The sequence below is a fragment of the Flavobacterium sp. KKT103 genome, from assembly GCF_055640565.1.
Genome location: NZ_CM145766.1, coordinates 868,691 through 883,609, shown reverse-complemented (window position 1 = coordinate 883,609; position 14,919 = coordinate 868,691). Strand labels below are relative to the sequence as shown.

Annotated in this window: 14 protein-coding genes; 7 read left to right on the top strand and 7 right to left on the bottom strand. The window is 36.7% G+C overall.

The window, feature by feature from the left end; all coding sequences use genetic code 11:
* Positions 1 to 67: 67 nt before the first annotated feature.
* Positions 68 to 2,089 (bottom strand): lytic transglycosylase domain-containing protein, encoded by a 2,022-nt coding sequence (locus ACZ2G0_RS03835; protein ID WP_470309077.1) that lies wholly within the window; start codon positions 2,087 to 2,089, stop codon positions 68 to 70.
* Between the two features lie 105 nt (positions 2,090 to 2,194).
* A complete protein-coding gene (locus tag ACZ2G0_RS03830; protein ID WP_470309076.1) occupies positions 2,195 to 3,382 on the bottom strand; it encodes a phosphoglycerate kinase in 1,188 nt (395 codons plus the stop codon).
* A 274-nt stretch (positions 3,383 to 3,656) separates the two neighbouring features.
* On the opposite strand from ACZ2G0_RS03830, the gene ACZ2G0_RS03825 reads away from it, so the two are divergent.
* The 4 genes from ACZ2G0_RS03825 (at position 3,657) to recA (ending at position 6,921) form a co-directional block, all read left to right on the top strand.
* Entirely contained in the window at positions 3,657 to 4,805 is a 1,149-nt protein-coding gene (locus tag ACZ2G0_RS03825; RefSeq protein WP_470309075.1) for a DNA polymerase III subunit, read from the top strand.
* A 5-nt stretch (positions 4,806 to 4,810) separates the two neighbouring features.
* Positions 4,811 to 5,194: a DoxX family protein gene (locus ACZ2G0_RS03820; protein ID WP_470309074.1), complete on the top strand. Its 384-nt coding sequence runs from the start codon at positions 4,811 to 4,813 to the stop codon at positions 5,192 to 5,194.
* A 39-nt stretch (positions 5,195 to 5,233) separates the two neighbouring features.
* The gene (locus ACZ2G0_RS03815; RefSeq protein WP_300284071.1) at positions 5,234 to 5,743 is read left to right on the top strand and encodes an acyl-CoA thioesterase; all 510 of its coding nucleotides are present in this window, start codon (positions 5,234 to 5,236) and stop codon (positions 5,741 to 5,743) included.
* Between the two features lie 170 nt (positions 5,744 to 5,913).
* Complete coding sequence (gene recA / locus ACZ2G0_RS03810) at positions 5,914 to 6,921, top strand: recombinase RecA (RefSeq protein WP_470309815.1); 1,008 nt, start codon at positions 5,914 to 5,916, stop codon at positions 6,919 to 6,921.
* A 35-nt stretch (positions 6,922 to 6,956) separates the two neighbouring features.
* Here the strand turns inward: recA and ACZ2G0_RS03805 are convergent, their stop codons facing one another.
* Positions 6,957 to 7,733, bottom strand: a complete 777-nt coding sequence (locus ACZ2G0_RS03805; RefSeq protein WP_470309073.1) for a lysophospholipid acyltransferase family protein — start codon at positions 7,731 to 7,733, stop codon at positions 6,957 to 6,959.
* A 121-nt stretch (positions 7,734 to 7,854) separates the two neighbouring features.
* On the opposite strand from ACZ2G0_RS03805, the gene trpS reads away from it, so the two are divergent.
* A complete protein-coding gene (gene trpS, locus ACZ2G0_RS03800; protein ID WP_470309072.1) occupies positions 7,855 to 8,829 on the top strand; it encodes a tryptophan--tRNA ligase in 975 nt (324 codons plus the stop codon).
* A 502-nt stretch (positions 8,830 to 9,331) separates the two neighbouring features.
* Here the strand turns inward: trpS and dprA are convergent.
* Positions 9,332 to 10,432 (bottom strand): DNA-processing protein DprA, encoded by a 1,101-nt coding sequence (gene dprA / locus ACZ2G0_RS03795; protein ID WP_470309071.1) that lies wholly within the window; start codon positions 10,430 to 10,432, stop codon positions 9,332 to 9,334.
* A 103-nt stretch (positions 10,433 to 10,535) separates the two neighbouring features.
* Between dprA and ACZ2G0_RS03790 the strand changes: the two genes are divergently transcribed.
* Entirely contained in the window at positions 10,536 to 11,471 is a 936-nt protein-coding gene (locus tag ACZ2G0_RS03790) for an HU domain-containing protein (protein WP_470309070.1), read from the top strand.
* Between the two features lie 1,175 nt (positions 11,472 to 12,646).
* Positions 12,647 to 12,769, top strand: coding sequence for a hypothetical protein (locus ACZ2G0_RS03785; RefSeq protein WP_470309069.1), 123 nt, complete (start codon positions 12,647 to 12,649; stop codon positions 12,767 to 12,769).
* A 285-nt stretch (positions 12,770 to 13,054) separates the two neighbouring features.
* On the opposite strand, the gene ACZ2G0_RS03780 is transcribed toward ACZ2G0_RS03785, so the two are convergent.
* The 3 genes from ACZ2G0_RS03780 to ACZ2G0_RS03770 form a co-directional block, all read right to left on the bottom strand.
* The gene (locus ACZ2G0_RS03780) at positions 13,055 to 13,363 is read right to left on the bottom strand and encodes an EthD family reductase (RefSeq protein WP_470309068.1); all 309 of its coding nucleotides are present in this window, start codon (positions 13,361 to 13,363) and stop codon (positions 13,055 to 13,057) included.
* 203 nt (positions 13,364 to 13,566) lie between these two features.
* Positions 13,567 to 14,118: a carboxymuconolactone decarboxylase family protein gene (locus ACZ2G0_RS03775; protein WP_470309067.1), complete on the bottom strand. Its 552-nt coding sequence runs from the start codon at positions 14,116 to 14,118 to the stop codon at positions 13,567 to 13,569.
* A gap of 74 nt (positions 14,119 to 14,192) precedes the next feature.
* Complete coding sequence (locus tag ACZ2G0_RS03770; RefSeq protein ID WP_470309066.1) at positions 14,193 to 14,756, bottom strand: TetR/AcrR family transcriptional regulator; 564 nt, start codon at positions 14,754 to 14,756, stop codon at positions 14,193 to 14,195.
* Between the last annotated feature and the right edge of the window lie 163 nt (positions 14,757 to 14,919).

Here is a 14,919-nt window from a genome sequence, read left to right as displayed (position 1 = left end):
AATTGTAAAAAAATAGGGTTTGTCCCTTTTGGAACAAACCCCATTTAAGTCATTATGCTTACCAATGTTATCCGTTAATTTTAAGCTTCATACCTGGCTTAATGTTTTCTCCTTTAATACCATTCCATTTTATAATATCAGATACCGAGATTCCTGGGTATTTCTTGGCTATGCTAAAAAGAGAATCTCCTTTTTTAACGTAATAATCAGCTGCTTCTTTAACCGTTGTTTTAGATGTGTTTTTGACCTTAAAAGCACTTACTGCTACCGCATTGGTGGTTATGGCAATCTCATCTTTGGCAACTATCAATTGGCTCCCTAAATTAATAGCGGCTGTTGGTAAATCGTTCCACTCCTTCAAACTTTCAACTGAGGCACCAAATTTTTTCGCAATATTAGAAAGATTATCTCCTTTTTGAACGGTATAAAAAATCTCTTTAAGTTCTGGTGATTGTGCTACTTCCATCTTGATGGCCTCTTTTCCGCCATTTGTGATTTGTAAAGCCAGACCTTGGCGAAGGTTAGAATCAGTCAGGTTATTCCACTCTTTTATTTGAGCTACTGTTACTTGGTATTTTTCGGCTATGGTGTTAAACGTATCCCCATTTTGCACTACATAAACTCCCGCTTGATTGCCAACCAAACTATCCTTTAGATTTTCTTTTTTATTCTTTTCTTCTTTTGGTGCTCTATTATTTGCAGCTACAGCGGTTGCAGTTGCAGCACTAGTCTTTTGAACAACCGTCTCGTCACTAACAATTTTTAGGTTTTGACCGTAGGCTATGGTATTGCTTCGAAGTCCATTCCATTTTTTCAAGTCTGCTACAGAAACTTCATTTTCAGTGGCAATACTACCTAGATTGTCTCCCTTTTTTACCTTATAATATTTCGTTTTTACTCGGCTTTCGCGCTCAATGGTTTTGCTATTTGTTGTTGATGCAATAGCGGTGTTGTTTCTAAAAGGAGCTTCTTTTTCGTCCAATTGATATTGAACGTAGGCATACAATTTATCCTCATTAGATGTAAATAGTGCTATTTTATCATTTGGCAAACGCAAAAAATGTTTCTCATCACGGTAGGCCGGAACGATATTAAGCTTATACGATGGATTAAGTAATTGTAATTGTGCAACCGGAACATCTAGCAAATCCGAGATTTGTTTAAACGACATTTCTTTTTTGATCATTACTGTATCAGTAGCAAAATGTTGCACAACAGCACGATCAGGAATTATTCCGTGTTCTTTACGATACTCATACAAATACATTGTAGCTAAAAAAGCGGGAACATAACCCTGCGTTTCTTTGGGTAGATTGTTCCTAATACTCCAATAATCTTGCTTTCCACCAGAGCGTCTTATCGCTTTAGATACGTTACCTGGTCCTGAATTGTATGAAGCCAAAACGAGCTCCCAATCACCAAAAATACCATACATATTCGACATGTATTTTGCAGCAGCAGCAGTAGCCTTGAGCGGATCACTGCGTTCGTCTATGTATGAATCGATTTTTAGATTGTATTGCTTTCCGGTTTGATACATAAATTGCCAAAGTCCGGTAGCGCCCATTCTAGAAACTGCTTTCGGGTTTAAAGCCGATTCCACAACCGCCAAATATTTTATTTCTAGAGGAACATTCTGCTTAGCGAACTCTTCTTCGAAAAGTGGAAAATAATATTCTGAAATAGCCATTAATCGGCCAAACGCTTTTTTTCTATTTTTTAAAAAAGACTTAATAACGTTTTCTAAGCTCTGATTGTACTCAATCCTAAAAGGAGATTTCGCGTTCATTGCCTCGAGTCTTGCTTTTAATAAATCCGTAGACAATTCATAATCTACTTTCACATCGGTATTGATATTTGTTATATCGCTAGTGATGTCATTATACAAGTCTAAATCAGTCAATTCCTTCATCCAGAGGCTATCAACGCAGGAAGCCATGGCGTCTTTAACAAAACTTTTTTTGATAGAATCAAGATAGGATTGGCTTTTTTCTTTAATAAAAATTCCTTTGCTCTCGCTATTCTGTTGCGAAAACAAAGGAATTGTTATTAATAATAGTGCAGTTACGATGGTATTTTTTACGCTCATTTTCACAGTCAACTTACTTAATTATAAATGATTAAAAAATCATTTTTTACAAACTTAATAGGTTACAACTGAAAAAATCAATAAATATTGTTAAAAATGCAATATTTAATCTAAAATTGCAGCAATACCGGGTAAAGTTCTACCTTCTAACATTTCTAACATCGCGCCACCTCCAGTAGAAACATAACTCATTTTATCTTCAAGATTAAATTGTTTTACGGCAGCAACTGAATCACCTCCGCCTACAAGAGAAAAAGCCCCTTGCTCAGTAGATGCCGCTATAAAGTTCCCTAAAGCAATAGTACCCTTAGCAAAAGATTCCATTTCGAAAACACCAAGTGGACCGTTCCATAAAATGGTTTTAGACTCCATAATTACCTTTTCAAAATTTTCTAATGATTTAGGACCAGCGTCAAGACCTTGCCATCCATCAGGAATTTCATTTACATCTACGATTTTAGTATTAGCCGTGTTCGAAAAAGCATCTGCTGCAATAACATCCACAGGTATATGAATTTGAACCCCTTTTTCTTTCGCTAATTTTAAAATCTCTAAAGCCAACTCCATTTTATCATCTTCACAAATAGAATCTCCAATTTTTCCACCTAACGCTTTCACAAAAGTAAAAGTCATTCCACCACCAATGATCATGTGGTCTACTTTATCAAGAATGTTCTCAATAACCGTAATTTTAGAAGACACTTTTGATCCACCTAAAACTGCAGTAACTGGTTTTTCACTATTTTTAAGTACTTTATTTAAACTTTCTATTTCTTTAGCCAATAAGGTTCCAAAACACTTTTCAGTTGGGAAAAATTGCGCAATAATTGTTGTCGAGGCATGCGCTCTGTGAGCTGTACCAAAAGCATCATTCACATAAATATCTCCTAATTCCGCTAGTTTTTTTGCAAAAGCAACATCGCCCGCTTCTTCTTCAGGATAAAAACGTAAATTTTCAAGTAGTAAGACCTCTCCTGCCTTTAAATTGGCTGCCGCTGTTTTCGCTTCTTCACCAATACAATCAGAAGCAAACTGAACCGGTACTCCTAAAATTTGCGCCGTTGTTGCTACAATTGGTCTAAGGGAATACTTCTCCTCTACTCCTTTAGGTCTCCCCAAATGTGACATTAAAATTACGCTACCACCTTGAGCAAGAATGGCATCAATAGTAGGTTTCGCAGCCTCGATACGCGTCGCATCAGTTACCATTAAGTTTTCGTCAAGAGGTACATTAAAATCAACACGTATGATTGCTTTTTTATTTTTAAAATCAAAGTCGTTTAAAGTCTTCATCTAATCCTTATTTTAAGTTAGTTTGTTGTAAAAGAACAACAAATATAGAACTTTTGTACTAGTATTAAATTTGCAAAAAGCATTAAAAAAACGGAAAACACAGCGAAATCGATGTAAATCGTGCTAACTATTGTTATTTTAACTTTTACAACTACTAATTGCTAATTTAAGTACAAAAACAACTCTTTCAGCCTCAGCTTACTTTTCGTATGCTCGCAATTGAAATTTACGGCTCAAAATTTCACACTACGTCATTTTCTGTTATCTTTGCTTTATGCAATTTTCTGAAATTTTAGGGCAAGAACACATCAAAAATCACCTGACCCAAAGTGCTAGTTTAGGCAGGATTCCTCACGCACAATTATTTGTAGGTCCTGAGGGTAGTGGTACGTTACCCATGGCAATTGCTTACGCACAATACATTTTATGCGGAAACCAAGCAGGGGAAAACAATGGCGAAAACCAAGCTTGCAACTTAAAATTTCAAAAACTATCTCATCCTGACTTGCATTTTGCTTATCCTACTGTGTCCACAGATAGTGTAAAAACCAAACCCAAAAGCATTGATTTCATTACAGAATGGCGCGCTTTTTTTACGCAAAATCCATACGGAGGGTTATTTGATTGGTATGCTATTCTTGGTGTTCAAAACAAGCAAGGGGAAATTAGAGTTGATGACGCTACCGAAATTTTAAAATCGCTATCGCTAAAATCCTATGAAGGTGGTTATAAGATTATGATTGTTTGGATGGCCGATAAATTGAACATTGCCGCTTCTAACAAGCTTTTAAAACTGTTGGAAGAACCGCCTGAAAAAACAGTTTTCATTCTGATTTCTGAAAACGAAGAAGATATTATTCAAACCATACGTTCTCGCTGTCAAATTCTGCACTTTAATGGCTTAAGTGAGGCTGCTATTGCAGACGCTTTGGTTAATCGCGATCAAATTGATCCTAAACTGGCTGCAAAAATCGCGCATCAATCGCAAGGTAATTACAATGCTGCTTTGCACTTAATACACGACGACAGTGATGAATATCCTTTTGAAGAATGGTTCGTGACTTGGGTAAGAGCCGCTTTTAAGGCCAAAGGAAATGCCGCTGCCATTCAAGATTTGATTTTGTGGAGCGAAAAAATTGCCAGTCTAGGTCGCGAAGCGCAAAAGAAATTTTTACAGTTTTGTATGGAAATGTTCCGTCAAGCTTTGCTTCTTAATTATGAAGCGCCAAGCTTGGTTTATTTTGAACCCAAAGTAGATAAGTTTAAATTAGAGAATTTTGCTCCTTTTGTAAACGGCAATAATATCAATGACATTTTCAAAGAGCTATCAGATGCGATGTACCATGTGGAACGCAACGGAAATGCTAAAATAATCTTAACCGATCTCTCTATTAAGCTCACCCGATTAATCCATAAAAAATAACCACTATGAACAACGTTGCTTCTATTTTAATTTTGGCTTTTTTAGCCATTTCTTTCATTCAATCTGGATATGATAAAATTTTTTATTGGAAGGACAATTTAGATTGGCTAAAAGGACATTTTGCTAAAACACAGTTGAAAAACCATGTACCACTCGCTTTAATGAATATTTTGGTGCTCGAATTAATCTCAGGTATTTTGTGTGTGGTTGGCGCTATACAATTAATCATAAACAACGGTAGGTTATTTGGATTTTACGGAGCTGTTTTTTCTTGTATTACCTTGCTAATGTTACTATTTGGACAACGGTTAGCCAAGGATTATGACGGCGCTAGAACAATTGTCATCTATTTTATACCCGCAGTAATGGCGGTTTATTGGTTAAATTAAAAATTAAAGTTATTAAACTAAAAAATATTCTTTCCCTTTATGAGAGCTAAACATCCATCAGAATCTTTAACTACACTAACAGACCTCGTTTTACCCAGCGAAACCAATCCCTTGAACAATCTTTTTGGGGGTGAATTATTAGCTCGAATGGACCGTGCAGCCAGTATTGCAGCCAGAAGACATTCACGTCGAATAGTAGTAACAGCATCAGTGAATCATGTAGCTTTTAATCGCGCTATTCCACTAGGAAGTGTGGTAACGGTTGAAGCTAAAGTTTCCAGATCCTTCAAAAGTTCGATGGAAATTTTCATTGATATTTGGGTAGAAGACAGAGAATCGGGAAACAAGACCAAAGCAAACGAAGCCATTTATACCTTTGTAGCTGTTGACGATACCGGAAGACCTGTTGAAGTTCCCCAAATCATACCTGAAACCGAATTGGAGATTCAGCGATTTGACGCTGCCTTGCGACGTAAACAATTGAGTTTACTTCTTGCTGGCAAAATAAAACCAGAAGAAGCAACAGAGCTAAAAGCTTTGTTCCTTTAAAACACATTGTTAAAAACTATTTTATTTTGAACTTTAAAAATTACGTCAAAATAAAGTATTTTTACAAGCACTACAATTTGATACAATAGGAATTAGGCAACGATCATTTAAACACCTAAACTCCTGAAAGCCATAAAACAATACAAATGAAAGAAAAGGTAAAAGAGAAGATGAGTACAGAAAAAGAAGCAAAATTAAAAGCGTTACAATTAACGCTAGACAAACTAGATAAAACCTACGGTAAAGGAACAGTAATGAAAATGGGGGACAAAGCCATTGTTGAAGTAGAAACTATTTCATCAGGGTCTTTAGGAATCGATTTAGCATTAGGTGTAAACGGTTACCCAAAAGGAAGAATAATCGAAATTTACGGTCCAGAATCATCAGGAAAGACCACTTTAACATTACACGCTATCGCCGAAGCTCAAAAAGCAGGTGGAATTGCAGCTTTTATTGATGCAGAGCATGCTTTTGACAGAAACTATGCAGAAAAATTAGGTGTAGATATCGAAAACCTAATCATCTCTCAACCAGATAATGGAGAGCAAGCACTTGAAATCGCTGAGAACTTAATTCGTTCAGGAGCAATTGATATTGTTGTAATTGACTCGGTAGCGGCTTTAACGCCAAAAAGTGAAATCGAAGGAGAAATGGGAGATTCTAAAATGGGTCTTCACGCTCGATTGATGTCACAAGCATTAAGAAAATTAACTGGAACGATTAGCAAAACTAATTGTACCGTTTTCTTCATCAACCAGTTAAGAGAAAAAATTGGAGTTATGTTTGGAAATCCAGAGACAACTACAGGAGGAAATGCATTGAAGTTTTACGCTTCGGTACGTTTAGATATTCGTCGTTCTACTCAAATTAAAGATGGAGACAACGTAATTGGAAACCGAACTAAAGTAAAAATTGTTAAGAACAAAGTAGCGCCACCGTTTAAAGTAGCTGAATTTGACATCATGTATGGCGAAGGAGTTTCTAAAACTGGAGAAATCTTAGATCTAGCGGTAGAATTTGAAATTATCAAAAAATCAGGATCTTGGTTTAGTTATGGCGAAACCAAATTAGGTCAAGGACGTGACGCAGTTAAATCTTTAATAAAAGACAATCCAGAACTAGCTGATGAATTGGAAGTTAAAATTAAAGAGAAAATTAAAGAATTAGCAGAAGCATAAAACTTAAAAGAGTTGACTAACGTCAACTCTTTTTTTTATTTGGTTAAGAAGCCAAATCGCTTTTTAGCATCCTTATTTTCATACTGTAACAATTGTGTATGAATCACTTCACGCACCTTTTCTCTCAAAGGTTTTCTATCCAATAGAGTCAAACCTGTAGTACTAATTTCGGAATGCACCTTAGCGCGCATCAAGCCAGGACTTCCGCTGAAGAACGTGTACGAAAGCCTTTTTTTATTATCCCCAAAGGTAATGGGTACGATCGGAATTTGATGTTCAATTGCTAATCTAAAAGCACCGTCTTTAAAAGTATCTAAAAGTATCGATTCGTCATCAGGAACGCCACCTTCGGGGAAAATACAAACACTTAAACCGCGTTTAATTCTTTTTTGAGCTTCGTTAAAAACCTCCATTCGGCTTTTAGAATTCCCACGATCGACTAAAATGCAAGTTCGTTTGTAGAAAAAACCAAAAAGCGGAATCTTAGCGAGTTCCTGCTTGCCTACGAATACAAAAGGATTTTTAATAATAACAAGCATCAACATAATATCAGCCATCGAGGTATGATTGGCAACAATCATATAACTTTTGTGGTTGTCTAAAAGCTGTTCTCTTTTTACTTTATAATAAAAACCCATCCCAAAAAGAATGAATTTAGACCATATCCGAGCCATTTTAAAGAAATAAGGATATCCTTTCTCTGAAAATATAGAAAGCACTAAAAACGGAAACATAATCACTATAGGAATAGTCATTAATACATAAAACCAAACGCGCCAAACGATCCAAAAAATAAGTTTTACTGCTCTCATGGCGCCAAAAGTAAGTAAAACTATGCTATTATTTATAAAAGCATTAAATTTGAAAACTTTAAAAAATAAAAACAACTTAATATAGAGGATGCGATTGCTTCGTTCCTCGCACTAACATACAATGGCAAAAATACTAACGGGTGTTCAAAGTACAGGAACACCTCATCTTGGAAATCTTTTAGGAGCAATCATGCCCGCAATCGCATTGTCTAACAAACCCGAAAATGAATCGTTTCTTTTTATTGCTGATTTACACTCGGTTACCCAAATAAAGAACGGTGAAACTTTAAGAACAAATACCTACAGCACAGCAGCTGCATGGCTCGCTTGTGGACTTGATATTAATAAAGTTGTTTTTTACAGACAATCAGATGTTCCACAAACAGCAGAATTGTCTTGGTATTTAAGCTGCTTTTTTCCGTTTCAACGGTTAACATTAGCGCACTCGTTCAAGGACAAATCTGACCGTCTCGATGATGTAAATGCTGGATTATTTAGTTACCCAATGTTAATGGCTGCTGATATTTTATTGTATGATGCCCAGTTGGTTCCTGTTGGAAAAGACCAGTTACAGCATTTAGAAATCACTCGTGATGTTGCCTCACGTTTCAACCACCAAATGGGCGAAACTTTTGTAATTCCTGAAGCTAAAATACAAGAAGATAGCATGTTGATTCCCGGTACCAATGGTGGAAAAATGAGTAAATCAGCCAATAATATTATCAACATATTCCTTGATGACAAAGCGCTGCGCAAGCAAATCATGAGCATCGAAACCGACAGCACACCTCTTGAAGAGCCTAAAAATCCCGATACCTGTAATGCTTTTGCTATCTATTCTTTATTAGCTACTGAAGAGCAGTTGGCAACAATGCGTGCAAATTATCTAGGAGGAAATTACGGCTACGGGCATGCGAAGCAAGCGTTGTTTGAGTTAATTTGTGATACTTTCAAAAACGAAAGAGAAAAATACAATTACTATATCAATAACCTTCCTGAGGTAGATGCTTTACTAAAACTTGGCGCTGAGAAAGCTACGGCTGTAGCCAATAGTGTGCTAGCAAGAGTGAGAGAGAAATTAGGCTTTGAGGTGTAATTTTTTTTTTTAAACATATAAGTCATTTAAGTTTTACACCATTCGTAAACATCTCGATTACAAATAAATGATATTGCAATAATCCTTTTTTAGTTTAGATACTAGAAAAGGATTTTTTTTGAAATTCCGCTCAGTAAAGAGTTAAGTAGTTATCCAAGCTAGCGCGAGCGTCTCGCTCGTCACTTGATCATGCGAATATTTCACTACAAACGATAGCGCGTATTTGCAATCACTGCCCACAAAATAGAGCAAAATAATCAAAATCAGGTCAGCAAACTATAAAACCTCAACTAGAAAACAATCCGTTTTTTACCCTTATCAACTGAAAATTAAACGCCTCTCCTAGCCCCGAAAGCAGTGAAAATCCTTTTGAGGTAGTCCCTTGAAGCTTGGGACTACCTCAAAAGATTGGAACGAATAGCGGGACAAGTCGTGTGCTTGGCAACGAGCTGCTGCTACCAATAATAATTACTCCTACAGTACGAAATAAATAACGACAATATCATATCGCCTCAAACAACTTACCCGGTAATGGCCGTACTACGCCTTTCAATTCCATATTGAGTAATATTCCTGAGATTCTGTAAATAGGGAAATCGCAGCGCAAGGCAATGATATCCATTAATTCCTTGCCCGTTTTTAGGAGGAAGTCATATACTTTTTGCTCCTCGTCGTCGAGAGTCACAAAGAGTTGTTTTTGCACAGGCTTAGCTTCTTTTTGAATATCCCAATTGAGAATGTAAACCAAATCAGCAGCGCTACTGAGCACATTAGCTTTTTGAGTTTTTATCAAGTTGTTGCAGCCTTGCGAGTACTTATCGGTCACGCGACCGGGAACCGCAAACACATCTCGGTTGTAATCATTAGCCAAGTTTGCGGTGATTAAGGAACCTCCACGATCCGCAGATTCTATAACAATCGTTGCCTCGGTCATTCCGGCTACAATGCGGTTCCGGCGAACAAAATTTTCTTTATCCGGATTAGATGCACTCCAAAACTCGGTCATGAAACCACCATTCTCCTCCATTTTGGCAACGTACTTTTTATGGGGTTTAGGATAAATTTGGTTCAGACCATGTGCCACAACGCCTATCGTTTGTAAATTATATTCCATGGCCAGTTGGTGCGCGACAATATCGACACCATAAGCAAATCCGCTAACGATAACCGGATCCAATGGTGCTAGATCCTCGATTAGCTTGCGACAGAATTCGGTTCCGTAGGATGTGATTTGACGCGTACCCACGATACTTATTATTTTGCGGTTTTTGAGATCGATATTCCCAGAAGAAAACAGTAATACGGGACCATCAATACAATGCTTCAAACGTTTTGGATATTCATCATCTTGAAAATGGGCTACTTTGATCGCATTCGATTTAATAAACTCCAGTTCCCTATTCGCCTTATCAAAAACCGATTGGTCCTTTAAATTTTTAAGTAAATGAGTCCCTACTCCATCAATTGCGGCTAATTGTTGCGTTTTGGTTTTAAAAACCGCCTCTGCCGACCCGCAATGCGTGAGTAATTTTTTGGCCATAATATCGCCCACACCTTCTACGCGTTGCAAGGCTAAAAGGTAGAATAAATCTTGATTTGTCATGCTAAATATTTGTAAGTGAAATATATGGTTTTTTATTTTGAATTGTTAATAAAAATTGTGAATAAAATTTTGATAACTATTTTCATTGTATAACTTTGTCAACATGAACATCGAAAGCTACATCTCGCAATTATTATATCGTTATCAGTGTGTTACTGTTCCTGGTTTTGGTGCTTTTTTGACTGAAATCAAATCAGCACAGTGGAATGAGAACGCAAACTCCTTTTTTCCACCAAAAAAACAAGTTTCGTTCAATGCCCATTTAAAAAACAACGATGGTTTACTAGCGAATCACATCGCTAGAGCTGAAAAAACATCGTACGAGTACGCCGTAAGCGCTATTCAGTACGAAGTAGTACAGTGGAAAAAAAGCTTAGAAGAAAATGGTGTTGTACAACTTAAAAACATTGGTGAACTTAGTTTGAATAGCGATAGTTACATTGTATTTAAACCAAGTGATCAAACAAATTATTTGACAACCTCTTTTGGTTTAGCATCGTTCGTTTCACCTATGGTTAAAAGAACTGTAGTTGAAGAAACCAAGGTTACAAAAGTAGAAACAGAAACAATCACTCTAGAAACTGAGGAAAGAACAACTCCTGCCTACCTAAAATATGCAGCAGTACTTGCTCTTGGACTAGGAATTACTGGCGCTATAGGGTATCCAGTTTATCAAAACCAAATAGAATCACAAACGGTTCTTGTTGAAACTGCCGTTCAGAAAAAAGTGAATGCTAAAATTCAAGAAGCTACTTTTTTTATTAAAAGCCCAATACCAGCAGTTACCTTAGCCGTTAAAGAAAACACGAAGCCGTACCACATCATGGCAGGCGCGTTTAGAGAAGAGGCAAATGCCGACAAAATTTACAAACGCTTGACGGAGCAAGGCTACAAAGCCAAACGTATTGCCATAAACAAGCACGGACTCTATCCTGTTTTATATGGTAGCTACGCGACTTATGCCGAGGCAGAAAAAGCTCAAAAAGAAATTCAGAAAAATGATAATCCACAAGCTTGGATTTTGATTGAATCATTATAAAAGTTTAAAAATTTAGTTACAAATACCTCCAAAGAGCATCAGTCTTCTTGGAGGTGTTTTTTTTTGGAGCTTTTTCCAGCTATCCGCTTTATCTCTTGTGGTCTCAAAAAAAGGAGACCACAAGAGGATGCCGCTGCTATCTGGGCTAAAAAATGAAGTAGCGACGGCTATACCTTTTAAATCGGGCCTTTTTTAGCGTCGTTTTGCGACGAAAAATAAAAATACTACATTGGTTTAAATTGTTGTTTAATAACTGCTTAAAAGGGAAATTTATACGCTTATTTTGTCTTGCTGAGGAACGAAGCATCTCTGCTAATTGAGCAATTTACGTCGGAATGATACATTTTGTCTATTGATAAAATACAGAGTGTGTTTGTCGAGCAACTTGGGGAGATTCCTCCTTTGTCGGAATGACAAAAAGAAGGGGATTACAAAATACTGAGCGTGATTATGGAGCAACTTGTGGAGATTCCTCCTTCGTCGGAATGACAAAATAAGACGGAATGACAAAACGAAGAGGATGACAAAATAATGGGTTTGGCGAATAAAAACGGAAGGACAAATGAAAACGAAATTACTATTTTAAACCATAAAGTCATACGCCTACTTTGTCTTGCTGAGGAACGAAGCATCTCTGCTGATTGAGCAATTTACGTGGGAATAACAAAATACTGAGCGTATTTGTGGAGCAACTTGTGGAGGTTCCTCCTTCGTCGGAATGACAAAGGAATGGAATAACAAAACGAAGGGTATGACGAAATAATGGGTATAACGAATGAAAACGGGAGGACAAATGAAAACGAAATTATTATTTTAAACCATAAAGTCATACGCCTATTTTGTCCTGCTGAGGAACGAAGCATCTCTGATAATTGAGGAATTTAAGTGGAAATGACAAAATACTGATTGTGTTTGTGGAGCAACTTGGGGAGGTTCCTCCTTCGTCGGAATGACAAAATAAAACGGAATGACAAAATACTGAGCGTGATTATGGAGCAACTTGGGGGGATTCCTCCTTTGGCGGAATGACAAAAAAAAGGGAATGACAAAATACTGAGCGTGTTTGTGGAGCAACTTGTGAAGATTCCTCCTTCGTCGGAATGACAAAAAGAAGGGGATGACAAAATACTGAGCGTGATTATGGAGCAACTTGTGGGGATTCCTCCTTCGTCGGAATGACAAAGGAAAGGAATGACGAAATAATGGGTTTGGCGAATGAAAACGAAATTACTATTTTAAACCATAAAGTCATACGCCTATTTTGTCCTGCTGAGGAACGAAGCATCTCTGCTGATTGAGCAATTTACGTGGAAATGAAAAAACTACTGAGCAACTTGGGGAGATTCCTCCTTTGGCGGAATGACAAAAAAAAGGGAATGACAAAATACTGAGCGTGATTATGGAGCAACTTGTGGAGATTCCTCCTTCGTCGGAATGACACAGGAAAGGAATGACAAATGAAATGACAATGTAAAGAGAAGAAACTGCTGTAAAAGCATAAAAAAAGCAACTCTTTTTGGAGTTGCTTTTTGCTTATAACCGTTTTGCGATTTCAATCGTGTACTGTGTTTAACTTTTAGACCTTAAATGATCTCGCTAATTTGCAGTTCGCCTTTTGTGTTGGTGTAATTGGGTACATCAGCAGCGAAGGCTTCAGCATGCGGACCAAAAGAGGCTTGAAAACTAGCAACACTATCGAATTTTAAATCGACTACAGCGAAATATGGAGCGGGTTCGCCTGGAATGCGACCAGCTATTCCTACTGAAAACTCCAATCCTTTTAAAGCATCACCTAGTGCTTTTGCAATCATAGGAAGGTGACTGTTTTTGTAGTAATCGACATCAAATTGAATGTCGGCACTATTAGGGTACATTACGCTTACTTTTATCATGATCTGATTTTTTTGAAATTTTGTTTAAAAATACAAACCTTATTTTAATTACTAGAACTTTCGCCTGTTACGTATTCCCGCAGCCCGACTTAAGTGGAGCTCTTTTTTATGTAGCGTAGCGCAGTAAAAAAAGCGGGAACGGAAGGCGGAATAGCTGCCCAAATAATTAAAATAAGGTTGTATGGAATCTATCTAGTGATGGATTATTTTTTTGACCAAGCAAATTTTTGGAATGCTGCGTCAACAGGTGTATTTGCAATGTGATTGGTGTAGTTACTAATCACTTTTTGAGATAAACCTAAGATGATATCTAGTACTTGTTGTTCCCCGTATCCTGCAGCATAAAATGCATTTAATTCTTCTTCAGAAACGTTTCCACGGTTGCGAACCATGCTTAATGTAAAAGTACGTAAAGCTTCTAACTTCGCATCAGCTAATGGAGTTTCGTTACGTAATGATTCGATAATATCGTTGTTTACTTTCATCATATGAGCGATTCCTGTGTGTGCGGGAACGCAGTAATGACAAGCGTGCTCTACGTTGATTGCTTGCCAAACTACAGTTAACTCATCGTTGTTAAAAGACGAAGCAACAAATAATTCATGTAAAACTTGGTATCCTTTTAAAGCGCTTGGAGATGCAGCTAGTACACCGTGCAATCCTGGAATCATTCCGTATGCTTTTTGAGAATCTTGTAATAATGCTTTGCTTTCTTCTGGAGCAGACTCGATAGAGTGAATTTTTAAAGTTGTCATAATTGTAAATTTTTATTTTTATTATTTTAATACTAGATTTCTAAGCATTCGCTTAGAAATAGGACAAAAAAAAGCTAGAGGTTATTGAAGGTAAGTTCGATATAATCTTCGATTTCTTGTTTACTATTTACTCGAGATGCAGCAGCTAAACCATGTTTGGCAAGCAATAAATAATTGGCTTGTTTGGTTACCGTAGCAGCATCTTTTGTTTTATCTTGTTGTAGCTTTTCTATAAATAACTCTTTTACACCATTCATAAAATCGCCCATTTGTGTATTAATAACTTGATCCTCGGCTTCGGCAAATTCATTGTAGGTATTGGTTAAAAAACATCCTTTATAATTGCCTACTTCGATAGGAATTTGAACAGAATCATAGAAAAATTCTTTGATGTCTTGGACGCCATTATTTGAATTTTTGAATTTTTCAAACATGCCACTAATCTTGCTTTTGTAACATTGTAAACTTTGCAAGAACAATTCTTGTTTGCTTCCAAAACTAGAGTAAATAGAGAACTGATTGATTCCCATTTCCTTCTCTAACATACGAACAGAGGTGTTTTCATACCCATTGCGCCAGAATGCAGCCATTGCTTTTTCTAGTACTTCATGTTCGTTATATTGTTTACTTCTGGCCATTACTATTTTAATACGGTACAAAACTAAGCAGATGCTTTGAAATAAAAAAACAATTAACAATGTTTAACGTTTTGATTTTACAATGTAAGGGTATGTTTAAGAACATTTTTTGAACAAAAGTAATTGATTATCTTTTAATTATTATTATAAAAAATAAGTCTTA

Bases quoted from the DNA above. Each gene is read 5' to 3' on its own strand.
- ACZ2G0_RS03835 (WP_470309077.1), bottom strand. From the start codon at position 2,089: ATGAGCGTAAAAAATACCATCGTAACTGCACTATTATTAATAACAATT.
- ACZ2G0_RS03830 (WP_470309076.1), bottom strand. From the start codon at position 3,382: ATGAAGACTTTAAACGACTTTGATTTTAAAAATAAAAAAGCAATCATA.
- ACZ2G0_RS03825 (WP_470309075.1), top strand. From the start codon at position 3,657: ATGCAATTTTCTGAAATTTTAGGGCAAGAACACATCAAAAATCACCTG.
- ACZ2G0_RS03820 (WP_470309074.1), top strand. From the start codon at position 4,811: ATGAACAACGTTGCTTCTATTTTAATTTTGGCTTTTTTAGCCATTTCT.
- ACZ2G0_RS03815 (WP_300284071.1), top strand. From the start codon at position 5,234: ATGAGAGCTAAACATCCATCAGAATCTTTAACTACACTAACAGACCTC.
- recA (WP_470309815.1), top strand. From the start codon at position 5,914: ATGAGTACAGAAAAAGAAGCAAAATTAAAAGCGTTACAATTAACGCTA.
- ACZ2G0_RS03805 (WP_470309073.1), bottom strand. From the start codon at position 7,733: ATGAGAGCAGTAAAACTTATTTTTTGGATCGTTTGGCGCGTTTGGTTT.
- trpS (WP_470309072.1), top strand. From the start codon at position 7,855: ATGGCAAAAATACTAACGGGTGTTCAAAGTACAGGAACACCTCATCTT.
- dprA (WP_470309071.1), bottom strand. From the start codon at position 10,432: ATGACAAATCAAGATTTATTCTACCTTTTAGCCTTGCAACGCGTAGAA.
- ACZ2G0_RS03790 (WP_470309070.1), top strand. From the start codon at position 10,536: ATGAACATCGAAAGCTACATCTCGCAATTATTATATCGTTATCAGTGT.
- ACZ2G0_RS03785 (WP_470309069.1), top strand. From the start codon at position 12,647: ATGACAAAGGAAAGGAATGACGAAATAATGGGTTTGGCGAATGAAAAC.
- ACZ2G0_RS03780 (WP_470309068.1), bottom strand. From the start codon at position 13,363: ATGATAAAAGTAAGCGTAATGTACCCTAATAGTGCCGACATTCAATTT.
- ACZ2G0_RS03775 (WP_470309067.1), bottom strand. From the start codon at position 14,118: ATGACAACTTTAAAAATTCACTCTATCGAGTCTGCTCCAGAAGAAAGC.
- ACZ2G0_RS03770 (WP_470309066.1), bottom strand. From the start codon at position 14,756: ATGGCCAGAAGTAAACAATATAACGAACATGAAGTACTAGAAAAAGCA.